17 protein-coding genes and 1 riboswitch are annotated in these 22,985 nt (G+C 37.7%); of the genes, 7 read left to right on the top strand and 10 right to left on the bottom strand.

Annotation, left to right across the window (positions count from 1 at the left end; genetic code table 11):
* Window positions 1–147: 147 nt before the first annotated feature.
* A complete protein-coding gene (locus FCJ93_RS10610; protein WP_137743652.1) occupies window positions 148–1,431 on the bottom strand; it encodes a type II restriction enzyme in 1,284 nt (427 codons plus the stop codon).
* On the bottom strand, window positions 1,409–2,278 hold the full coding sequence (locus FCJ93_RS10615) for a DNA adenine methylase (RefSeq protein WP_137743653.1): 870 nt from the start codon (window positions 2,276–2,278) through the stop codon (window positions 1,409–1,411). Before FCJ93_RS10615 ends, FCJ93_RS10610 begins: the two co-directional genes overlap by 23 nt.
* Window positions 2,279–2,524: 246 nt before the next feature.
* On the opposite strand from FCJ93_RS10615, the gene FCJ93_RS10620 reads away from it, so the two are divergent.
* The 5 genes from FCJ93_RS10620 (at window position 2,525) to ribH (ending at window position 6,735) form a co-directional block, all read left to right on the top strand.
* Complete coding sequence (locus tag FCJ93_RS10620; RefSeq protein ID WP_235879449.1) at window positions 2,525–2,902, top strand: GNAT family N-acetyltransferase; 378 nt, start codon at window positions 2,525–2,527, stop codon at window positions 2,900–2,902.
* 83 nt (window positions 2,903–2,985) lie between these two features.
* Window positions 2,986–3,131, top strand: a riboswitch (FMN riboswitch).
* 132 nt (window positions 3,132–3,263) lie between these two features.
* Window positions 3,264–4,382 carry a bifunctional diaminohydroxyphosphoribosylaminopyrimidine deaminase/5-amino-6-(5-phosphoribosylamino)uracil reductase RibD gene (gene ribD, locus FCJ93_RS10625; RefSeq protein ID WP_137743654.1) on the top strand — a complete coding sequence of 373 codons (1,119 nt, stop codon included), beginning with the start codon at window positions 3,264–3,266 and terminating at the stop codon, window positions 4,380–4,382.
* Entirely contained in the window at window positions 4,364–5,002 is a 639-nt protein-coding gene (gene ribE, locus FCJ93_RS10630; RefSeq protein ID WP_137743655.1) for a riboflavin synthase, read from the top strand. Before ribD ends, ribE begins: the two co-directional genes overlap by 19 nt.
* Before the next feature lie 27 nt (window positions 5,003–5,029).
* On the top strand, window positions 5,030–6,226 hold the full coding sequence (locus FCJ93_RS10635) for a bifunctional 3,4-dihydroxy-2-butanone-4-phosphate synthase/GTP cyclohydrolase II (protein WP_137743656.1): 1,197 nt from the start codon (window positions 5,030–5,032) through the stop codon (window positions 6,224–6,226).
* A gap of 41 nt (window positions 6,227–6,267) precedes the next feature.
* Window positions 6,268–6,735: a 6,7-dimethyl-8-ribityllumazine synthase gene (ribH, locus tag FCJ93_RS10640; protein WP_095309460.1), complete on the top strand. Its 468-nt coding sequence runs from the start codon at window positions 6,268–6,270 to the stop codon at window positions 6,733–6,735.
* A 321-nt stretch (window positions 6,736–7,056) separates the two neighbouring features.
* Here the strand turns inward: ribH and FCJ93_RS10645 are convergent, their stop codons facing one another.
* Complete coding sequence (locus FCJ93_RS10645; RefSeq protein WP_137743657.1) at window positions 7,057–8,880, bottom strand: YhgE/Pip domain-containing protein; 1,824 nt, start codon at window positions 8,878–8,880, stop codon at window positions 7,057–7,059.
* A gap of 2 nt (window positions 8,881–8,882) precedes the next feature.
* Window positions 8,883–10,940 (bottom strand): efflux RND transporter permease subunit, encoded by a 2,058-nt coding sequence (locus tag FCJ93_RS10650; RefSeq protein ID WP_137743658.1) that lies wholly within the window; start codon window positions 10,938–10,940, stop codon window positions 8,883–8,885.
* Between the two features lie 152 nt (window positions 10,941–11,092).
* Here FCJ93_RS10650 and FCJ93_RS10655 point away from each other — a divergent pair, with 152 nt between their 5' ends.
* Window positions 11,093–11,659 carry a TetR/AcrR family transcriptional regulator gene (locus tag FCJ93_RS10655; protein WP_095309454.1) on the top strand — a complete coding sequence of 189 codons (567 nt, stop codon included), beginning with the start codon at window positions 11,093–11,095 and terminating at the stop codon, window positions 11,657–11,659.
* Between the two features lie 388 nt (window positions 11,660–12,047).
* Here FCJ93_RS10655 and argH read toward each other — a convergent pair whose 3' ends face one another.
* The 6 genes from argH to FCJ93_RS10685 form a co-directional block, all read right to left on the bottom strand.
* Window positions 12,048–13,571 carry an argininosuccinate lyase gene (argH, locus tag FCJ93_RS10660; protein WP_137743659.1) on the bottom strand — a complete coding sequence of 508 codons (1,524 nt, stop codon included), beginning with the start codon at window positions 13,569–13,571 and terminating at the stop codon, window positions 12,048–12,050.
* A gap of 26 nt (window positions 13,572–13,597) precedes the next feature.
* On the bottom strand, window positions 13,598–14,326 hold the full coding sequence (locus tag FCJ93_RS10665) for a creatininase family protein (protein ID WP_137743660.1): 729 nt from the start codon (window positions 14,324–14,326) through the stop codon (window positions 13,598–13,600).
* 15 nt (window positions 14,327–14,341) lie between these two features.
* Window positions 14,342–16,069 (bottom strand): ABC transporter permease, encoded by a 1,728-nt coding sequence (locus FCJ93_RS10670; protein WP_137743661.1) that lies wholly within the window; start codon window positions 16,067–16,069, stop codon window positions 14,342–14,344.
* Window positions 16,070–16,080: 11 nt separating this feature from the next.
* Entirely contained in the window at window positions 16,081–17,151 is a 1,071-nt protein-coding gene (locus FCJ93_RS10675; RefSeq protein WP_137743662.1) for an ABC transporter ATP-binding protein, read from the bottom strand.
* 226 nt (window positions 17,152–17,377) lie between these two features.
* Window positions 17,378–18,457, bottom strand: coding sequence for an extracellular solute-binding protein (locus FCJ93_RS10680; protein WP_095309443.1), 1,080 nt, complete (start codon window positions 18,455–18,457; stop codon window positions 17,378–17,380).
* A 253-nt stretch (window positions 18,458–18,710) separates the two neighbouring features.
* Complete coding sequence (locus tag FCJ93_RS10685; RefSeq protein WP_235879446.1) at window positions 18,711–19,925, bottom strand: ROK family transcriptional regulator; 1,215 nt, start codon at window positions 19,923–19,925, stop codon at window positions 18,711–18,713.
* Window positions 19,926–20,246: 321 nt separating this feature from the next.
* On the opposite strand from FCJ93_RS10685, the gene FCJ93_RS10690 reads away from it, so the two are divergent.
* A complete protein-coding gene (locus FCJ93_RS10690; RefSeq protein WP_137743663.1) occupies window positions 20,247–22,751 on the top strand; it encodes an NEW3 domain-containing protein in 2,505 nt (834 codons plus the stop codon).
* Window positions 22,752–22,985 lie beyond the last annotated feature (234 nt).

Genomic DNA, 22,985 nt, shown 5'->3' on the forward strand with positions numbered 1-22,985 from the left:
TATAAGTCTACCAAACTGACAGATTTCATAAAAGATTCATTCAACTATGAAAAAAATAATCCATCTTTATTATCGCATAAAGATGGATTATTTTAGTAATATTATGTCTCTATTTACATCCATGACCACTTACAAAAAGCATACATTTTAATAGGTTTCTGGCAATTGTAAAATCCAGTTCACCCAGCCCATAACGGTCGATGCTCTTCTGAAATATGTACTTTCTTTATGAACATTGTATAAAGGATAATTTTTCATTAATTCTACAACACAAGATTTCGCAGGTGGTGCTCCTTTATCGAAATATTCTGCTAATACCAACTTAAAAGGTTCATGAGCTAAAATGCATTTTGACAGTTCCAAAAATTTTTCTCTTGTTTTTAGTCCCATGATTTCTCGTCCGGCCTTGGTCAACCTAAACATCACTCGCTTATTCTCGCCTTTATACTTCTCAATTAAACCAAGATACATCCCGGCACTGGTATAATAACCCGTCTGTCGTTGAGAAAAATCATAATTTAATGTAATCTGGTCTCTACTCAAATTATTCTCAACTAATTGACCTAAAAGATCCACTATCCTAGTAAATGAATCAGCTTGTGGAAATGGAATCTCTGGTTCTCTTACTATATGACTTGTATTGAAAATCTCAATAATATCATCAAGTTCAATTCCTTCTTGTGCTATAACAAAATCCTTCTGTTCGATAAGTCTTAAAGAATTGTAATAATTAGAATCCTCAAATTCATAAATAAAAAAACTAAAAATATCATTGGAGTAAGTAAAAAATACTGGTATTACACTTTTGGGAGTCTTTCTCTGCCAAAAACGGTAAGAATAATACAGTCGTTTTATTAAAAAGTCATCAACGGTCTCATTCTTAGCATCAATTATCATGAATTGATTTTGGCTCTCATATCCATCAATATTTATTAGAGAATTTTTGTTTTGAAGAATAGTAAATCCTTTTTTAGTTCTGATACCAAATTCGAACTCCTCTGTAACCATTCTTCCTGAGATTGTAGGGTAAACCTCTTCTCCAAGCACTCTCTCCATCATACCAGTTAAATAAGCACAATGGAGAGCAGCACTTTTCGAATATAGATTAGTTGGTTGAATAGTTGTAATAATTTCACTTGGAAAATCGACTGGAATTGGTTTCAATCTACTATTGTAATTCAGTTGGTTATAAACATTAAACACTCCGATGGCATAGCTAGTTCGGGAAATCGGTAAAATCGATAGATTATTTTCTTTAAACACTTTTGGCAAATGACTAGAGTGCTCAAAGTTCACCATTAATCTTGCTGGTTTTACTGATTCGATTTCTTTTGCTTGGATCACAAAAATACCTTTCTTATGAACATTTTGTATAATCTTATGGCGCTCAAATAAAATTTTCCAAGCTTTATCTATTCGAATTTGCTTCATAGTTCATCACCACTACTTCATCTATTTTTCCACGTTTAGATGCAATTGAGTTTATATTTCTAGTGGCCGAAACAATTTCAACATGGAATCCTTTTTCATTGTAAATCCCTTTTATATATTCAGTCGCAGAATTACTTAACAGGAATTTGCAACCCTTTTTATCTAATTTAACACATAAATCCCTTAATCTTAATTGATCATCTCGACTAAACCCATTTAAGCTATATCCTGTGAACGATGAAGTATCGGAAATCGGGTCATAGGGAGGGTCAAAATAGACAAAGTCTCCTTTTTTGGCAGGTTCAACAGCCTCTTCAAAATCAACATTTAATATTGATACTTCATTTGCTCTTAAATAATTATGAACACCTTTAAGTACTAATTCATTCACAATTTGCGGATTTTTATACTTTCCAAAAGGAACGTTAAACTGTCCTTGGCTATTTACTCTAAATAAACCATTAAAACAAGTCTTGTTCAAATATATCATTCTTGCAGCCTTTTCAATAGAGGAAAGACTATCATATCTTCTTTGAACTCGATCCAAATCACGTATTTCATAGAAATATTCACTATTATTATTTTCTTCATGCATTTTTAATTCAGTAATTAATTCTTCAAAATGATCCTTTACTACATGATAAACATTAGCTAACTCAGAATTGACATCATTTATAATTGCTTTTTTAGGCTGTAAATCAAAAAGTACTGCTCCAGCTCCAATAAATGGTTCATAGTACGTCCCTATCTTTTTAGGAATTTTATTTCTAATGTATGGAAGCAACTGCCGTTTCCCTCCAGCCCACTTTAGAAAAGGCTTTGTCAATTTATTTTTTGTTTTTACCACGATACTACAACTCCTAAAAAATCAAACTATAATATGAAAAAATTTACTTATTATATCATATCATGTTCGCTTGGACAAATAAATGAGGGATTCTCCATCATTTTTGCAAAATTATATTGTATAACCACGATCTATTTATGGTTTAATAAGTTTAGGCTCATGGAGGTGATGAAATTGAACCAGCCAAACACCACTACAGTAAAAGAATTGTGTACCGAGCAGGATTGGGTGGATGCCTTTCCTGTCATGAATCAGCTTAGAACTCATTTAGATTTAGAGACCTATCTTCAACTTATTGGTGAGGCAAAAGATAAGGAAAACTATCGCATGTTTGCGCTTCTTGAAGATGAAACAATTGTAGCTGTCACGGGGTTCATGCCGATGATTACTCTCTATAACGGAAAATTCATCTGGGTATGTGATTTAGTCACCGATTCCAATCATCGCTCAAAAGGATACGGTGAAACTCTCCTCAATCTTGTACATCATTGGGCAAAAGACAATGGTTATGATGTTGTTTCACTTTCTTCCGGCTTACAACGATTGGATGCTCATCGTTTTTATGAAGAGAAAATGGGCTATCGCAAGGTAAGCTATGTTTTTTCTAAGGACAACATTCAATAATAAAAAATAGTAAATTAATGACGCTCGATTGTTAATACTTGTTGTCTGGTTTTTATTCTGCTATGCTTTCTTTAATTGAATAGGATTTCCTTCGGGGTCGGGTGCAATTCCCAACCGGCGGTGATGAGGGGTACCTCTTAGTCCGTGACCCGTTTTCACATATATGGAAACGGTGGATTTGGTGAAATTCCAAAGCCGACAGTAATAGTCTGGATGGGAGAAGGAATATGTTAAATGCTCAAAAAAAAGCTGGTTTTGACGTTTATTTGTGCTGCTATTTTTCTCCCTTACTATCATTTAGTAAGGGATCTTTTCGTTTCAATGGAGAATTTTTTATAGAAAGGGGCAACTTTACTTTAAAATGAATGATTGTGAATATATGAACATAGCACTTTCTTTAGCTCGTGCTACTTTGGGTCAAACAAGTCCCAATCCTAGTGTCGGTGCCGTGTTGGTGAAGGATGGAAGATTAGTAGGCACCGGTGTACACCTAAAAGCTGGTACTCCTCATGCAGAGGTTCATGCAATACATTCTGCAGGCAACGATGCAAAAGGAGCAGTCATGTATGTTACTCTTGAGCCTTGTAGCCACTATGGGAAAACCGCACCGTGTGCTGATCTGATCATTCAAACAGGGATTAAAAAAGTATTTATTGCAACGCTAGACCCAAATCCTCTTGTTTCAGGCAAAGGAATTGAGAAGCTTATTCAGGCTGGAATTGAGGTAGAAGTCGGTTTATGCGAGGAAAAAGCGCTACAACTTAACGAGAAATTTTTTCACTTTATCCAAACGAACACTCCATTCGTAACGATTAAAGCAGGCATTTCATTTGATGGAAAAACAGCAACTAAAACAGGAGATAGCAAATGGATAACCTCTCCTGAATCACGTCAAGATGTCCATCAGCTTCGCCATGAGCACGATGGAATTTTAGTAGGAATCAACACGATCCTACAAGATAACCCTCTTTTAACCACCAGACGACCCCAAGGTGGAAAAAATCCCATTCGAATTGTTTTAGACTCTGAACTAAAAATACCCATGTCAGCACAGGTTATACAAGATCGTTCAGCAAGGACATTCATTTTTACAGGAAAGCAAATTAATATCGAGCGAAAAAAAGAGCTCGAAGATCAAGGAATCACTATTTTTACACAAAATAATGCTCAAGTTTCCATTAAAGAAGTTTTGACTACATTAGGTGAATTAAACATCATGTCCGTTTTAGTAGAAGGCGGCTCAGAAGTTCATGCCTCCTTTTTGTCAAAAAATGCTTTTCAGCAAGTTGTAGCTTATATCGCTCCGAAAATCATTGGCGGCAGAAATGCGATTCCTTTTATTAGTGGTGTTGGTACAGAGCTAGTAGAGAATGGAATGCAGCTTCAGTTCACTGCCGTCGATCAGCTTGGATCAGATATCAAAATCACAGCAAAACCTCTTACAAAGGAGGAACCTGTCTTATGTTTACCGGAATCATAGAAGAATTGGGAAGGATTGAAAGCATTCAATCTAAAGGAAATACTCTCATTCTTGCCATTCAAGGAAAAAGGGTGCTTGAAGGCTTAAACATCGGGGATAGTATTTCCGTAAATGGCGTCTGTTTAACCGTCACAAATTTTAGCCAGACTTCCTTTTTTGTTGATGTCATGCCTGAAACATTTAAAAGCACCTCTTTATCTATGTTGCAAAGAGGCTCTTTAGTGAATCTAGAACGTGCACTTGCAGCAAACGGACGATTCGGAGGACATTTTGTGACTGGACATGTAGATACCGTTGGACAAATTTCGAAAAGAGAACAAAAGGAAAACGCCATTTACATTGAGCTTACTTTCCCAAATCAATTCAACCATCTCGTTTTATATAAAGGTTCAGTTGCTCTTGACGGTACATCATTAACGATATTTGGGAATGAGCATAATCGATTAACAGTTTCTCTTATCCCTCATACAGTTAAGGAAAGTGTAGTTGGGCTTAAAAAAATCGGTGATCAGGTCAATATTGAATTCGATATGATTGGAAAATATTTATTTTCATTTTTTCAATCAAAAGAAATAAAGCGGGTTTCCATTGATTTACTAAAGGAAAATGGTTTTATGTAGCTTTGCCATGAAAGGAGGAATAAATTGATGTTCCATTCAATCGAGGATGCATTAGTAGATTTAAAGGAAGGAAAAATGATTATTGTTTGTGATGATGAAGATCGCGAAAATGAAGGAGATTTACTTGGTTTAGCAGAATTTGCAACACCGGAAATGATTAATTTCATGGCAAAGGAAGGACGCGGACTCATATGTGTTCCCCTTGCAGAATCCACTGCGAAGAAGCTTAAACTTCAGCCAATGGTTGAAAATAACACTGATAATCATGAGACCGCCTTTACCGTCAGTGTTGATCATATAAATACAACAACAGGAATCAGTGCCTATGAACGAGCATTGACAGTGAAAAAACTAATTGATGACAACTCCCTTCCACATGATTTCAGAAGGCCAGGTCATATTTTTCCCCTTATCGCCAAGGAGGGAGGAGTTTTGTGTCGAGCTGGACATACAGAAGCAGCTATTGATTTAGCTAGATTAGCAAATTCTAAACAAGCAGGCATCATTTGTGAAGTGATGAATAATGACGGAACAATGGCACGAGTTGACGATCTAATGCTATTGGCGGATAAATTCGACTTGAAAATAATTACAATAAAAGAATTGATAAAGTATCGACTTGAACACGATTCAGTAATCGAACGTCATGTTGAAATACATCTCCCTACCAAATTTGGAGAATTTGAAGCAATTGGCTTTACAAGTAAAACAGATAACAAGGAACATGTCGCCCTGATAAAAGGGAATATTCGGGAAGATGAATCAATTCTTGTAAGAGTGCATTCAGAATGTTTAACAGGTGACGTATTTGGGTCAAATCGCTGTGATTGTGGTCCGCAACTACATGCTGCTCTGGAACAAATTGAGAAGGAAGGCCGCGGAATTCTACTTTATATGAGACAGGAAGGCAGAGGCATTGGACTCATAAATAAATTAAGAGCTTACAAACTTCAAGAACAAGGTTATGACACCGTCGAAGCTAATCAGAAACTGGGTTTCCAAGCTGATTTAAGAAATTATGGAACCAGTGCGCAAATCTTGCGAAATCTCGGTGTTCGAAAGCTGCGTTTATTAACAAATAACCCACGAAAGATCGCAGGTCTTGCAGGTTTAGGTTTAGAAGTAGTGGAACAAATTCCCCTGCAAATGCCAACAAAAAAAGAAAATGTAAGCTACTTAAAAACGAAGCAAGAAAAACTTGGACATTTACTATCCATTGATTAACTTGAACACATATTTTAAATTTTTATAGGAGTGAATCGATCATGGCAAAAATACTTGAAGGAAATTTAGTCGGTACTGGATTGAAAATTGGAATCGTTGTATCTCGTTTCAATGAATTTATTACGAGTAAACTATTGGCTGGAGCCGAGGATGGATTAATAAGGCATGGTGTTAAGGATGAAGATATTACCGTAATGTGGGTACCTGGAGCCTTTGAAATCCCTCTCGCTGCTAAAAAATTAGCTGACCAAAGAATCTTTGATGCGATTATCACCCTTGGAACAGTCATTAGAGGAGCAACACCTCACTTCGAATATGTCAGCAGTGAAGTCGCAAAAGGTGTTGCCGCTACTGGAATGCAAAGTGGTACACCGATTATCTTTGGTGTCCTTACTACAGATTCAATTGAACAAGCGATCGAAAGAGCCGGAACAAAAGCGGGTAACAAAGGCTATGAAGCAGCTGTTGGAGCCATTGAAATGGGAAATCTTTATCAGCATTTCAATTAAACGATTTTCAGCTTTCGAGAAAGATGCCATCGAATAAGTATAGCTATGGTATTTAACAAGAAATTTATGGGGATTTTAAAGTCGATTGTGGAGCTCCACGTAAAAACACGGACTTGACGTTCAAATGAGCTGTTTATTATCAGTTTTATTCGAGTACCTTTTATTGTTGCAGTGCTTTGTGAATAATTGCGGCTCTCCCTTATATCGCCTTAGCTCAAAAAGAAAGTGGAGAGAAAGAAATCTTTTATCTCCACTTTCTTTTACTATATTGAATGAAGGCTTCTCAATTCGTGCCTTCGAATTTAAACTCATATCATTTGATTACTTAAAAAGTTTTAACAAACGAGCCCAGAATCCTTGTGGTTCTTCCTCCAATTCTTCAACCTTTTCAGGTTCCTCATATTTAATGCTTTCTGTTTTTAAAACAAATTGGACAGAATTGATGTTTTCATTTTCCCCTGACATGAAAGATACGGCTTCAAAGTCAGACTTATCGTATTCAGCCATCATTTGCTCAACTTCTTCCTTCATTTGCTCTGGAATATTACTTGTCGCATCTTTTAGATCCCCAGTACCGTCGTGGAGCCCACTGACACCACTTTCTAATTCGCCGGTCCCAGTTGACAAATCAGCAATACCACTATTGAGCATGCCGTATGAGCTTGATAATTGACTTACCCCACCTGCATAACCGACTAATCCAGAGTGGAATTTTTTATAATTCGCTGAAAGATCGCTAATTCCTTTTTGTAATAGAACAAATGAATCTGCCATATCGTTATTTTCTAGGGAAGAAGAAATTCCTTTTGCCATTGTTTCAAGATGCGTCGTTATCTCTAGAAGACCTCCACTAACCTGTTCTAATGTAGAATTCACCCCATCAAAAGCAGCTTTGACAGCTGCATAAGTGCCTTTTGCTTTAAGTGCGGCAGAATAGGTATCCAGCAATCGGTCTAATACATCGGGATCAGCACCGCTACCATATAGCTCTTGGATTTGTGCTTCGGAAATTTCTTGTGCTGGAATAGCATTCATCGCACCATCTAAAGTTTGGTATGAAATAGCGTAATTTTTCTTTAGCGTAGCTAAACCTGTTGACGTTTTTTTTAATCTTCCCGCTATTTGGTGCAGTCCATCTTGAAGCTTTTTCAATTCCCCAAGGTCCATCTCTTCTGAATTACTGCTTAACGATCGATTCAACATTACAAGAGCTTCATTAATTTGCTTTGACGCATCAATTAATGAAGAGGATGAAGCGGCGACTGCCTTCATTCCATCTTGATATTGTTCAGAACCCGTACGGAGCTCTTTCACTCCTGAATTTATTTGTGAGACACCTGTATCAAGTTCTCCAACTCCATTATGGAGCTCTTCAATTGCATCTGTTAGGGATTCCATGTCACCGACCATTTCATCGATATCTGGGGAATCAATGGCCATTGATGATGGAACTGCTGATATATCGATGCCTTCTAGTTCAAAGCCTTGAACATCAGCTTCAACGAGGAAGTCCCCTTCTTTTTCAGGCATCACTGTAAAGGTGATTTGCTTGTTTTTTCCCGCATTTGCAATCATCCCATCTTGTGCCACAATATTTCGATACATCTCTAAATCTAAAGAAAGTGAAACCTGCAATAAATAGTTTTGGAAAAATATAGGGTCTACTTCCTCATTGGCATTTGTCTGAACCCTGATTTGAACATGCCCGTCTTTTCCGGCAAGCTCATCAGGGGAAATCATTTTTCCATCTAACAGATAAGACACGGAAACATTCCATGGTAAGGATTGTTCATCAATATTTCCTTGATAGTAAAATTTTCCCTTAGGGGCAACAAATTCAACTGCACCATTTTGCTGTTCGAGCTCGGCTAAATCCGTTAAATTTTTCAAATGAGAATAACGCCCAAAATCAACTACTTTCCCCGCCTGTTCTACATCCAAAATATTGACGACATAAATCTCTTGTCTTTCACCCGTAGCACTTAGCTTTGCATAAACAACTTCATCCTTTGAAGAGACAGTGCCCTCCCTTGAAGAAACATCGTCTTCCGACTTACTTGAATTTGCAGCAGCCGTTACAAGAAATGAAGGAAGCAATAAAAGAAGCGCTACAAAGACAAATAAAATTTTCTTTATTTTCCTCATCATCATTGCTCCTTATGAAAATTTGCTTTCCAAGTGGTTTTTATAATCAATTTGTCAAAAAGCACCAGCATCGCAGGTAAGAAAAATACAACTAAAATAAACGCAAGCAATGCTCCTCGACCTAACAATAGCCCAATGGAAGCAACAATTGGATTAGTCGACGTAATCCATAAAATGAAGCCTACACTTGATAAAATCGAAGCGGAAACTCCAATCGAGAATATTTTATCATCAATTGTTTTTCTGACCGCTTGAAAGACGTTCATTTCCTTTCGATAATCTCTATACGCATCTGTTAACAAAATGGCATAATCAATCGTTGCTGCTAACTGAATAATACTAATAAGTAAATATCCCACATACTGAAGTGGTGAATCTGTAAAATATGGAACCGATAAATTAATCCATACAGATGTCTGAATCGTGAGAAGCAATATTACTGGAATCGAAATTGAACGGAATGTGACAAATAAAACCAAAGCAACAGTTCCAATCGTTAATAGATTAACTAACTTATTGTCCTTTTCGACTGTCGTTTTGATGTCATACAAGGTCACGCTTTCCCCAACAAGATAGACATCTTCTTCATAATGCTCATCGGCTGCCTGTTGTACTTTTTCAATTAGCTGAAACGCTTCTTTTCCTTCATTTTTTGTTTCGGTTTGCAAGATGATTCGACTATAATTCTCGGAATAAAATTGTTCCGTAATAGCTGGATCTAAGTACTCAGGAGGAATCGCCGCACTGACTGTGTTGACATAAGCAAGAACACTTGTTACATGCTTGAGTTCCTCTAAATCATGTACAAGCTCTTCTTCTTTGACAACGTCCCCTTTTGGAACGAGTAAAACAATCGGCGTACTCTCGCCAAACTCTTCTTTAATTTTCACAATATCGGCACCCGTCCTGGTTGTCTTCGGTTGCTCTCCAATGCCGTATGTAAAATCTGTTTTACTTTGTGCTAAGAAGGCTGGGACAATCAATAAAAGAACAAAAATAAAACTTACTAGCCTAACTTTAACAACCCCATTTCCCATTTTTTTAAAGCTAGGGAGTAAAGGTTTGTGCTGTGTTTTATCAATCCATTTATAAAAAAGAAGCGTAAGCGCTGGTAAAAATACCATAACACTTATGAAGCTTAAAAGAATTCCTTTGACTAAATTAATTCCTAAGTCTGAGCCGATTTCGAATTCCATAAAGGACAGTGCTATAAACCCAAAAAAGGTAGTGGCCGCACTGGCAGCAATGGCAGAAAAGGATTTTTTCATCGCAAGCTCCATCGCTTCGTCCGGATCGGCAACTTTTTTCCGATAATCTGAAAAACTATGAAGTAGGAAAATCGCATAATCCAGTGAAACAGCTAATTGTAAAATGGGGGCCACTGACTGGGTAACGAAAGAAACTTCCCCAAGAAAAAAGTTGGTTCCCATATTAATTAAGACTGATATACCGATTGCCGTTAAGAAAAACAGTGGCTCTATCCATGAAGTGGTCGATACAACCAAAATGATAATGATAATTGGAACTAATAACATGGCTGCAAACATCGATTCTTTTCCTGCCATCGTTTGTTGGGTTGCAGTATTCACCGATTCACCGGCAAGAGCATTTTCTTCCCCGATAAGGTCGTAAATGGCTTGCGTCACCTGGACTTCATCACCTGGACGGATACTGAATAAATATATCGCTGTATCATTTTTATAATATGTTTCCACTGTTTTAGGCTCAGCCATTTCGAGCGGTGATTTAATATCAACCGCATCATCCAACCAAGTCACATCAGAGACACCATCAATTGCAGACAGCTGTTTTTTAAAAGTAAGCGCTTCTTGGAGCGTTACGTCTTTCACCATGACCCGATTGGATGGAACACCACCCTCGAATTCCTGCTCCATAATGTCCAACGCGATTGTTGAGCCAGCATCCTTTGGCAAATAATCCTTCATATCGTAATTAACCGATACTGTAAAAAGTGCAAAGGTAGATATTATGGTCAGGATCATAAAAGTAATCGCAACGGATTTTTTATGTTTAATAACTCGTGCTGCAATGTTTATCATCCCTCACCTCTCTTGCCATTTTTTTATATTCACCATATCATTATAGAAACAGGGTGTTGCCTATTCAATAATCAGTTTAACAACATCTGTAATTTTTCCAACACATTTAATAATTGTGTTGGGAAAATCAAAAATTCAAGGAGAGTTCACTCATGAATTCCAAATTAGATCGACGCAAAAAGTATACACGCATGGCCTTAAAGCAAAGTTTGATCAAGTTATTAAAAGAAAAATCAATTTCTTCCATTACCGTAAAAGAAATTTGTGAGCTTGCTGATATTAATCGCTCAACTTTTTATGCCCATTACCTCGATCATTTCGATCTCCTCGATAAAATTGAGGAAGAAATTATTCAAGATATGGCTGGTTACCTTAACCAATGCACCTATGATAAAGACGAGGGCGATCTTCAATTGATAGAGAGATTGCTAGAATACTTCACCTCTAAGCAAGAAGTTTGCCAAGTACTTCTAGACGAAAATACGGACACCAACTTCCAGAAAAAAGTGATCACTTTTGCTCACCAAGCCTTCATGCAAAATTGGAAAGCAGTACATACGCTTGACCCCAAGCTTTCTGTTTATATAAGTACCTTTATCATAAGCGGGAGCATCGATGTCATCAGAAAATGGCTCAATAACGGAATGGATAAACCACCGAAAGAAATGGCAGAAGTGATAACTAAGCTGATAAAAAGTGGATTTTCCGGCTGTTTATGAAAATATACGTTAATGCCTTCTAATTTATTAATTTTCCGCACCTCTGAGGTTGGTGTAATTGACAAAATAAAATGCCCATCGTCTTTTAATAGCTCCCAATTTGGCTATTCTTCTTGAAAACTTCCAGTTCCATAGGCTATATCTAAAATATCGTGACCTTGTTCAACGCCCAACAATTTTTCCGTGGAAGGTCTAATCACATCGATTACTTTCTTCGCCATATAATCATCCCAATACTCGGCATTATCTTCCCATCTGTTTTTCGAGTCTTCATTAAGCTCTTTCCAGATAGTACGATTAGCTAATAAACAGGAGAATCCAAGGAAATTGTCAAATATAAAAAGAGAGTAACCGTCGGTTACCCTCTTTAGCTATAAGCTGCATCTACTTAATTTTGCGAATCCGTCCACTTTGAGGTAATGGTTTTGACGTTTAAAGCCGCTTTCGACAAATTATCTTTTCTTTCATTCAACCAAAAAATTAAATCACTTTGTTCCTTTTGTCTCACTTCAATCGTTTTTTCCATCCTCGTTGGACTTGGTCCACCTTCTAAACTGCGTATTTGTACAAAATACTCAGGGCTTAAACATTGTTTTAATTCTTCCTCCGATAAGCTGGATTGTTTGCCTACTATTTTCATAAATTGCTTGTTTAACAGCTCCAACGTTAAAGAATGTAATGTAATTTGACCACTTCTCATCAATTCTTTAACAGTGGAACTAACAACATGATGCGCCTGCCTGAAAGACAAACCGTCTTTTCTAACAATCGTGTCAGCTAACTCTGTTACATTTGCAAAGCTCTCTTGCGCCCTCTTTAAAAGAACTTCCTTGTTTACTTCCATTGTCAATAATACAGAGGTCAACAATTCATAAATGCCGCCCAATTTCTCAACAGCTTTCCAAATATAGGGCTGCATATCGTCTTCCGTATCTACAATATCGCCAAATGGAGTATTATGAACCATTAACAAGACTGTTTGGCAATCTCCCGCCACGCTTGATAACAATGCTCTCATATGTTCCATCGAAACAGGGTTTCTTTTTTGTGGCATAATAGAGCTAATTTGCACATATGGAGCAGAAAGGAGAAAAGCACCGTACTCTTGCGTTCCCCATAGTAGAAAATCCTGCATCGACCTTCCTAAATTCAATGCTGATAGTTGAACCGATGTTGCAGTTTCAGCAATATAATCGGCTCCAGCTACTGCATCCCATGCATTATCAATCACCTCTTCGAACCCTAACAGCTCCTTCATCCGTTCCCGATTAATGGCAAAGCCTGATGTTGTAAGTGCGGCCGCCCCCATACTGCTGCGATTAACTGTCCTAAAAGCTGCCTGCATTCGCTGAATATCTCGTGTCAGTACATCTGTCATGGCATTTAAATAGTGACTTAACGTGGTTGGCTGCGCTTGCTGTGTATGGGTATAGCCAATCATTACCGTTTCCTTATGCTCCGCCGTTAATTCAATAAGTGCTTCACGCAGTTTTATCGCCTTTTCAATTAAAACTAGTAATTTTGTTCGTAACGTCATTCTATAAATCGCGATTCCCATGTCATTTCGACTTCTAGCAATATGGAGATTACCCGCAATATCTCCTGCTTCTTCAATTAAAGAATGCTCTACTTCAAAAAATAAATCTTCAAATTCTCCCGTGTAACTGCTCAACTTTATCGTTTCAACATCTAGCTTCTGTACAGCTTTCGCAATCTTCTTCGCTTCGGCATCTTCAATAATTCCTTGCTCAACTAACATAATTAAATGTGCATAGTGAATTTCTAACATAGAGTCAATAAATTGTGTCTTCGCCTCATCATAAGCTGGTTCAAGTACCATTGACATATACGTTTTTGAAGGAAAGACTGCTCCTTCCTTATTGATGACCTGTTCCCTTAGCACTGATTTCATTATAGTCAATCCCTTCTTGTCTACTATTAGTAAAGCCAATTTTTAATTAACTCGTTTAAATTAGTGCTAGCTTTATGGACAATTTTTCTTCCCTTGTCTTCACTTATTTGTTGAATTAAACCAGTATAACCATCCCATGAAACAGGGGTTCCCTCAACTAAAATATAGGGATGATCCGAAAGCGGAGTTTGTTCCTTAAACTCCTCGTCCCCTTGCTCCACTTCCACTAAATCTGGACGAAAGGCTTTAACTGCTGACATTTCAAAAGGACCGCCATGTCCCCGTCCTTTTGTTCCCTCAAATCCTATTTCTTTCGCATCATCAACGGCCACCATCTGCCACCAATTCACCAATAATATACTTGCATCAGTATGTTGCCCAGTCACATACTCTGCTACCGTTCGCGATAAGCCCATATTGCCATCATGGGCATTTAACAGAATAACTTTCTTAATTCCCTGCTCAAGGATTCCAACAACAATATCTATTAAATACTCCTGCATGACACTGGGACGAATCGTCAACGTCCCTTTGTACTTATTCGTTTTTCCAGGACACGCCGTGTAAGGTACTGTTGGATAAATGGCTCCACCTAAGCTAGGATCAATCAAATCTGCAAACCCTTCTGCTAATACAATATCAGTCCCTAATGGAGAATGAGGGCCATGGTATTCAAAGCTACCCAATGGGACAACAGCAAAAGGTGCCTGCTCAAGCCGATAAAGATCTCTTCCGTGAATATCACTTGCTTTCATAAACTTCTCTCCTTTTTATATGGCAGCTCCTGCTTTTCCGTCGGTTAACTTTTGTGAGATAAAGAGAACGAGAATGATTAACACAATTTGTAGTACCCCGTATGCACATGCAGTTCCAAATTGAAATGCGTACATTTTCTGGAATATGGCAACTGATAATGGCATGGTAGAGGTACTGTAAATTAAGATAGAAGCAACAAATTCACCAATTCCCTGAACAAGAGCGAGCAATGTTCCTGCTAGAATTCCAGAAAAAGCCATTGGCATGACAACCCGCCTAAAGGTGTACCACCAATTTGCTCCTAAGCTGCGAGCTGCTTCTTCGACTGATTCGTCCATTTGCATTAATGCAGCAGACGTGGAGCGGAATATTAACGGCAGGTGCCGGACAAAGTATGCTAATGGCAAAATCCAAAATGTCCCAATTAAAACTTGGTTAAAGCTAAAAACATTAGGTTCACTGAAAGCAGCGATTAAATTAACAGCAACAACAGTACCCGGAAGGGCCCATGGAACCATAATTAAAATATCAAGAAACACTTTCCCTTTAAATCTCATTCGTACAAGTGCATATGCTGCGGCAACACCGAAAAGAATATTGCCTGCCGTTGCGACAAAGCTCATCTGCAGACTATTCCATATCGGACGCCAGGTGCGCTCATCTGTAAATAGATCAATATAATGCTGCAATGTATAGCTTGTCGGGATAATTTGAACAGTCCATTCTCCATCAACTGAAAAAGAGATCAACACAAGCACTAGAATTGGAAGCATTAAGATAATGACACCGATAAAAGAAAAAGCCATCGATAAGTATTTTGCCAACTGTGAACGCAATTCGGTTCGATGAACGCCGATGCCCTTACTCTGATTCTGAAAATTACGTCTGCCCTGATACCATCTCATCAGAATCAAAAAGGAAATCGAAACAATCGAAAGAATGGTAGATTGAGTAGCTGCCATATCAAGATTTCCATTCGTCCTCGACAAGTAAATTTGCATCGTCATTGTTCTATCAACACCAAACATTAATGGTGCAGTGTACGAAGCCATGGATATCATAAAGACAAGTAAGGAAGAAGCCACAAGTGATGGCGTCAACATTGGTAAAATTACTTTAAGCCAAATGCGAATTCTCCCTGAGCCTAAGCTTGTTGCTGCTTCTTCTAAGGAGGGATCCAATCCTTTAATCGCTGCTGCTGCAGTTAAATAAAAATACGTATACATGGTGAACGTATGAACAACGATCACTCCTACAACACCTTTTAAAGCAAATGGCACACTATCAAGATTAAACAATGCTTGAAAAAACCTTGGAATAATACCACTTTCTCCATATAAAAAGGTGAAAGATAAAACACCCACCAGTGGCGGCAATGCCATCGGCACTAAAATTAAAACTGATAAAATCCTTCTGCCGGGGAACTCATAACGTTCCATTAAAAAGGCCATCGTTACCCCAACAATGGCACAGGTAATAACACTAATGACCGAAATATATATACTTGTCCAAAGCGCTTCAAGATTGGCAGTACTAGTTAAGCCAAAAAAGCGTTGGTAATTTTCGAAAGTCGCACCTTCCTCAGTCATAACACTTTGGAGAAAAGTCTGATAAAAAGGATAAATTACATATGCTAAAAGCACCAAAAAAATAGGTGAAATTAAAACATAAACAAAATATTTGGATCGGGTTAACCGACTCCACCAATTTTCTTTCATAACTACATCCTGATTTCCACTCATTTTTTCACCTCCTATTCACCAATCAAGTAAATTCCGTTTACCGGAACATGGAGAGTAATCGAATCACCTCTATTAAGAATTCGGTTACCTTTATTAATAATCATTACTTTCATGATATTGGAGCCGACTTTAACAACATAATTAATACTTACTCCAGTAAATTCAACCAATTGAATCGTGCCGTGTAATTCATTCACTCCTGGACCTTCAAACACTGCCTCCGGACGAATTGAACATTTTATCTTCTCTCCAATTGTAAGATTTTTTCCATTTGCTGACTGATCGATAGAACCTTGAACAAAAATATGATCTTCGAGCTTTACTTTCACCGAGTTTTCAATAATTTCAACCACTTCTCCATTCAGTACATTTGATTCTCCAATGAAAGAAGCAACAAAATGATTGGTTGGTTTATTATAGATCTCTTGCGGAGTTCCAATTTGTTGAACAACACCTTCTTTCATAACCATAATCCGATCGGACATGGTCATTGCTTCAGTTTGATCATGGGTAACATAGATCGTCGTTACCCCTAACTCAACCTGAAGTCTCTTAATCTCAACTCTCGTTTCCTCGCGCAATTTTGCATCTAAATTGGAAAGTGGTTCATCAAGCAAAAGAATATCTGGCTCGATTACAAGAGCACGAGCTAACGCAACACGTTGTTGTTGCCCACCTGATAGCTCATTTATTTTACGTGCACCGTATTTTTCTAGATGAACCAGTTTTTGTGCTCGTTCCACTTTCTCCTTGATTACTGCTTTGGACATTTTGCGTACTTCAAGACCAAATGCAATATTTTCAAAAACAGTCATATGTGGAAAAAGTGCATAATTTTGAAAGACCATCCCAATATTTCGTTTATTTGGCTGAAGAGTTGTTACATCACGATTATCAAAATAAATTTTTCCTTTTGTCGGAAAATAAAAACCAGCAATCATCCGTAATGTAGTTGTTTTTCCACATCCTGATGGTCCTAAAAAGGTAAAAAACTCTCCAGGTTTAACATCTATATCTACATTCTCAACGCCAACAGCTGAACCAAACATTTTACTAACAGTTTCTAGTCTTACATTTTTCAATACGAACACCTCGCTGTAATTTAGAAAGAGCAAGCACCTTCAGGAACGATCGAAAGAACACAATTTTTACTAGAACATCTTGTGTGCAATCGTTGTAAAAATGTTTTCTTCAAGGAAAAAATTTTTTGTCATTAATCTTGCAGCGATCGCTTGATTAAAATCAGTAAAATTCATAAAAAGGGCAAAGGAAATTTCTTCACCCTTTTTAAAAGGAACCACAGTTCGCTTAGTTCTTACCTTTTATATTTTCATCCCAATATTGCATCCATTCTGCCTCTTTTTCGGACATAACTTCCCAGTCAAGCTCTAAAGATTTCAACTCAAGTTCTTGATACCAATCAGGCATTGCAGATTTATCAATATCAGTACGAGTTGGAATTTGATATAAATCCTCTGCTAACGTTGTTCGTGTTTCTGGCTCAAACAAGAACTCATAAAATAACTTTGCATTTTCAAGATTTTTTGCATCTTTGACTAGACCAACTGCATCAACTAAAATAGGTGCACCACTTTGAGGATAGATGTAATCAAACGGCTGATTATGCTGATTCTTTTGAATAAGGATATCTTGAAGATTCCAAAGAGAAATTGAGCCTTCTTGACGAGCAAGCTTCAAATATAAATTTGTTGGATCTTGTGCATACTCCTTCGTGTTGGCATCTAATTTTTTAAGCCATTCATAACCTGCTTCAGGATTATCAGCACCTTGCTCATGAATCATCGCTGAGTAAATGGTTCTCATCGTTCCGGACGCTAATACACCACGAATGATGAGCTGGTCATCCCACTTTGGATCTAATAAATCATCCCAATCCTGTGGAGCTTCCTCTTTGGAAAGCATATCTGAGTTGTACATGATAACTTCCGGTAGAAGCATCTCGCCATACCAACGGCCTTCTGCATCCTTATGTTCTGCTAGAATACTAGCATCGAAGCTTGGCTTAAATGGTTCTAATAAATCTTCGTTTGCTGCAGTCATAAAGGCAGATTGAGTACCACCCCACCAAAAGTCAGCCTGTGGATTTGCCTTTTCACCACGTACACGCTCAAGAATCTCCTGTGCTCCCATCGTTAAGACGTCAACTCTTACATCAGGGTATTTCGCATTAAACATCTCAACAACTTGATCAACGATCGTCTGATCCCGCGCTGTATAAATAACAAGATTTCCACTCGCAGATTCTTCTGCATCCCCACCTTGATTATTCGATGGAGATTCTTCACCTGAAGAACCGCTTGAACATGCAGAAACAAACAACATCATCAACCCCAGTAAAAGAACTAAAAAACTCTTCTTTTTAAACATTTGAATCCCCCTAGCTTCTTTATTTATTCTTGAAGTAGATCAATAATCTACTAAGAACCATTTTTATACATAGCTTTGTTAGATGTCAGTGTTGTTTTTGGGCCCATTTCCGTCTGAATCATGAAACGAAAGGAGAAAACGAGTCGTGGAATCAGAGTACCCTTCAGTTCTAAAAAAGGACGTGAAACCAAGATTTCATATAAGATGAGCCCAAAATTTTTGTTTAACAAGGAATAAATAGGAGACACGGATGTCACAAGTTAGGTGCATTTAAAATACTGTCATATTCTCTTAAAAACAGAGAGATTGCTCCTAATACTCCTGCATTTTCGCCAAGCTCTGATTGATGTATTCCCACTGAACTAGGTAAGTATGGCTGCACAATTTTTTGCAATCTTGGAAGAATGAAGTCAGCCGATTTCATTACTCCCCCATCTAAAATTACAACCTCAGGATTTAAAAGAGATGCGGCATTAATAATTCCATAAGCTAAATGTTCTATTGCATTCTCAACAATTTTTAATGCTACCTTGTCTCCATCCGAAGCTAACAGAAAAGCTTGTTTACCTGTCAACTCAGAAGCAATCGCCTCTTTATATAAAGGGTGGTTGCGCTCTTCCCTGATTGCCATTGTTAATTTCTCACCGATGGCTTTTCCACCTGCAACACTTTCCAGATAACCATATCGATGAAAAATTGGTTTAAACTCTTTTTTCATATCATTCTTGTCTGTTACTAAATAACCTATTTCACCGGCGGCATAAGACGCCCCTCGGTACAGTTGGTTATGAATGATAATGCCACTACCTATTCCAGTTCCGACAGCGATGAACAGAATGTTCTCCTTTTTCTGAGCACTTCCCAACCATTGTTCTCCAAGAACGGCAACGTTAACGTCGTTATCAACATAGACTGGGAAGGAAAAATATCTCTCAGACTCTGTCAAAAACGGATAACGAATCCAGTTTAAACTTGGTGCCTCAAGCACTACCCCAGTTTCCGTTTCAACTATCCCCGGTACGCCAACTCCCATTCCTAGCACCAACTCTTCTGCTATTTGGCTTTGCTGGAGCATGTCAAAAACTTCCGTATAAAGCATTCTCATTAATTGCTTTAGATGCTTCTTTGTACTGAATGTCCTTGAACAGATAATATTCCCAGTCAAATCGGAGATAGCTGCTTTTACTTTCGTACCGCCAATATCTACTCCAACTACATACGCGGCTTTTTCATTAAAATAAAGCTGTATCGGTCTTCTTCCACCTTGTGAAGAGGACTCTCCTATCCCTCTTTCATGTATCCAGTTCTCTTGAACTAATTCATCCACAAGAATGGAAACTGTCGGTTTGCTAAAATTTAGCTTTCCTGCTATTTCAGCTCTAGAAATAGGTTGATAGGTTCTTATACATTGCAAAACAAGTTTTTTGTTAAAAAGTTTTGATTGTTCATTTGGAGATTTTCTAATCACAGATATCACAGCCCTACATTTGTTAGTTAGTTAGCCTAATTAATTTATATAATAAAATGAAAGTGTTTACAATATTTAATTTAAAAAATTTAGATTATTTTGAATCAGAAATTAAAGTAACCATGAATTTAGCCCTTGTTCTATCTACCTACTTTTTGTGTCAAATAGTCATTTAGTGATGTTTACAATATTCTGAATAATTATATAATATGACTTGAGAGTATAATTTATTCTTATTAGTTAGTTAATTTTACTAACTAAAATAATAAAGAAAGGAGTATTGAAGAATACTTATCCTAATTATGAAAGGGGTTTCTCTCATTGAAAAAACTTAGTTATTTAATTGTGACCATTCTGTTTTTTGCCTCTCTTTTGCCTCCGATTAGTTTTGCACAAACTAAAAATGAGCCTGATGTTGAACTGTGGAATGCTGTCAAACCGCTTGATACAACAGTTTCATTCTTAAATACAGGAGCGCATCCAGATGATGAGCGCAGCGATCTGCTTGCCTATTTATCACGAGGCTTAGGAGTCAAAACAGCTAGCCTCATTGCCAACAGAGGAGAAGGTGGTCAAAATGCCATCGGGAATGAGCTAGGAAATGCCCTCGGGATCATTCGCTCCAACGAGATGATTGAAGCTGCTAAAGTTAATGGAGTTAAAGCCTACCATCTAAGTGAAACAACATCAGATCCTATCTACGATTTTGGCTTTTCTAAATCACCCGATGAAACACTCGAAAAATGGGGTGAAGAACTAACCTATGAGCGTTTAATCAAATTTATTAGAATTTACCAACCGGACATTGTTATGCCTTCTTTCCTAAATGTCGACAGTCAACACGGACACCATAGAGCCATAACTGTTTTATCACAAAAAGCTTTTGAAGATGCTGCAGATCCAGAAGTTTTTCCTGAGCACTTTAAAGAGGGATTACATCCTTGGCAAATCAAGAAACTTTACCTGCCTGCGTCATCAGCCGATTCTGCCACCACTTCGATCGAAATTGGAGACTACGACCCTATTTATGGGATGAGCTACCCTCAGCTCGGTGAAGCTTCACGCTATTTACACAAGAGCCAAGGAATGGGCAATGATATTCCAGTCGCTCCAAGACAGGCGCATTTAGATTTAGTCAAGTCGGCCGTACAATCCTCTTCCAAAGAAATTTTTGCAGGAATTCCATACGATTTCCACGAATGGGCACAAATAATTCCTGCAAATAACGTTCAAAAGCGCCTCAATGCATTGCAGGATAAACTGGAGGAGATGATCAGCCTATACCCTAAACGCGAAGCAATTTTACCGAAATCTCAAAATGCTTTAAAAGAAGTTAAAAAAATAATATCTCTTATTAAATCAAGCACCTTGAATAGCAGTGTTAAAAATGATTTAATCCATAAACTTGAAGTGAAAGCTGAGCAACTTCAAGAATTAAGCTTTATTTCTTCCAACCTCTCAGTAGATATTGGGATCGATTCATATGTGTTAACACAAGGAGAAAAAACAAAAGTACAAGTAACTGTTTCAAATAAAGGAAAAACAAAGATTCAACATATCAAAACAGCTCTGATTACCCCTAAGAATTGGCGACATGAAAAACCTTCAGAACTCAAACATCTGAAGCCTGGGGAGTCAAAAACAGTTACTTATAATGTGACCGTTCCTAAGAAAGCCGAATATTTCCACCCCTACGACGAAGCCATGCTACAGGCTCAAATTTCATTTAAAGAAAACGGGGTCGAAACAAGTAAAAGTCTTGATTTGAATAATACAGTCAGTGTTCTTCCTGATTTAAGTGTAACTGCCACACCTGCCAATATAACCGTGAACACAGCAGACGTACAAGATAAAATACCTGTAAATGTAAAAGTCAAAAACTATGCAAAAGAAAAGAAGAGTGCAAAGGTTTCATTAAATCTGCCAGATGGTTGGGCAAGTCAGCCTGCAGTAGCAAATGTCTCCCTAACAGAACGATTTGAGGAAAAGGATGTTGCCTTTACATTAATACCTCCTTCAAACGTAGATGAGGGAAGTTTTACAATTGAAACAATTGCTGTTGCAGAGGGAAAAATCTACAATGCAACTGTTCAGGAGATTAAATATGAGCATATTAAAGACTCGTACTTCCTCTATCCAGCAGCAATCAATGGCGTGGCATTCGAACTGTTAAAGCCAGACCATCTAAAAATTGGTTATATTGAAAGCGGGTTTGATACTATCGCCGACTCACTAATAAATGCCGGATTTGATATTACCAAACTAACTTCCGATGATTTAGCTACTAGTGATCTTAGTCAATACGATACAATTGTTACTGGAATTCGGGTAACTCTCGCTAGAGAAGACTTTTTACAACATAACGAGCGATTACTGGAATACGTAGAAAATGGCGGTCATTTAGTCGTCCAATACATGACTTCTGGCGACCCTTGGAATTCCGTTTTGACACCTCCATACCCATTAACAATCGGAAGCCCATCAATTCGTTGGCGAGTTACCGACGAAAATGCTGAAGTAACAATGACGCAACCAGAACACCCATTATTTAATTTTCCTAATAAAATTACAAGCAATGACTGGGATAACTGGGTTCAAGAAAGAGGTCTCTACTTCCCAATGGCATGGGATGACCGTTACGAAACCTTTGTTTCGATGGCTGATCCGAATGAAGAGCCCTTTACAAGCGGAATTCTCATGGCGAATTATGGTAAAGGGACCTACCTTTATACGAGCCTTGTTTTCTATCGGCAAATTGATGCCCAAGTCCCAGGAGGATATCGAATCTTTACCAATTTATTAAGCTTTGGCGCTTATAACAACTAAATTTCAGCGCTGATTGGATATGAAAACCGGGCAAAACGCCCGGTCTTTTTTTGTTTTGATGACATCACTAATACTAAATGAAGCTCTTTTCTGGATATCGGTCTTTAAAAAAGTATTTCGGTCTTTATTTCATTTTATCGGTCTAAATCGAAATATTTCGGTCTTTATACTGTTATTGTCCCTATATAGTAGACAGTTTTAGAAAAACAGTCACTCTCGAATTCATGATATAGT

The organism is Robertmurraya siralis (genome assembly GCF_005502275.1).
GTDB classification, from domain to species: domain Bacteria; phylum Bacillota; class Bacilli; order Bacillales; family Cytobacillaceae; genus Robertmurraya; species Robertmurraya siralis.

What these genes read in the sequence shown, in the direction of transcription:
- FCJ93_RS10610 (WP_137743652.1), bottom strand. Translation starts at nt 1,431, where the DNA reads ATGAAGCAAATTCGAATAGATAAAGCTTGGAAAATTTTATTTGAGCGC.
- FCJ93_RS10620 (WP_235879449.1), top strand. Translation starts at nt 2,525, where the DNA reads ATGAATCAGCTTAGAACTCATTTAGATTTAGAGACCTATCTTCAACTT.
- ribD (WP_137743654.1), top strand. Translation starts at nt 3,264, where the DNA reads ATGAATGATTGTGAATATATGAACATAGCACTTTCTTTAGCTCGTGCT.
- ribE (WP_137743655.1), top strand. Translation starts at nt 4,364, where the DNA reads ATGTTTACCGGAATCATAGAAGAATTGGGAAGGATTGAAAGCATTCAA.
- FCJ93_RS10635 (WP_137743656.1), top strand. Translation starts at nt 5,030, where the DNA reads ATGTTCCATTCAATCGAGGATGCATTAGTAGATTTAAAGGAAGGAAAA.
- ribH (WP_095309460.1), top strand. Translation starts at nt 6,268, where the DNA reads ATGGCAAAAATACTTGAAGGAAATTTAGTCGGTACTGGATTGAAAATT.
- FCJ93_RS10645 (WP_137743657.1), bottom strand. Translation starts at nt 8,880, where the DNA reads ATGAGGAAAATAAAGAAAATTTTATTTGTCTTTGTAGCGCTTCTTTTA.
- FCJ93_RS10650 (WP_137743658.1), bottom strand. Translation starts at nt 10,940, where the DNA reads ATGATAAACATTGCAGCACGAGTTATTAAACATAAAAAATCCGTTGCG.
- FCJ93_RS10655 (WP_095309454.1), top strand. Translation starts at nt 11,093, where the DNA reads ATGAATTCCAAATTAGATCGACGCAAAAAGTATACACGCATGGCCTTA.
- argH (WP_137743659.1), bottom strand. Translation starts at nt 13,571, where the DNA reads ATGAAATCAGTGCTAAGGGAACAGGTCATCAATAAGGAAGGAGCAGTC.
- FCJ93_RS10665 (WP_137743660.1), bottom strand. Translation starts at nt 14,326, where the DNA reads ATGAAAGCAAGTGATATTCACGGAAGAGATCTTTATCGGCTTGAGCAG.
- FCJ93_RS10670 (WP_137743661.1), bottom strand. Translation starts at nt 16,069, where the DNA reads ATGAGTGGAAATCAGGATGTAGTTATGAAAGAAAATTGGTGGAGTCGG.
- FCJ93_RS10680 (WP_095309443.1), bottom strand. Translation starts at nt 18,457, where the DNA reads ATGTTTAAAAAGAAGAGTTTTTTAGTTCTTTTACTGGGGTTGATGATG.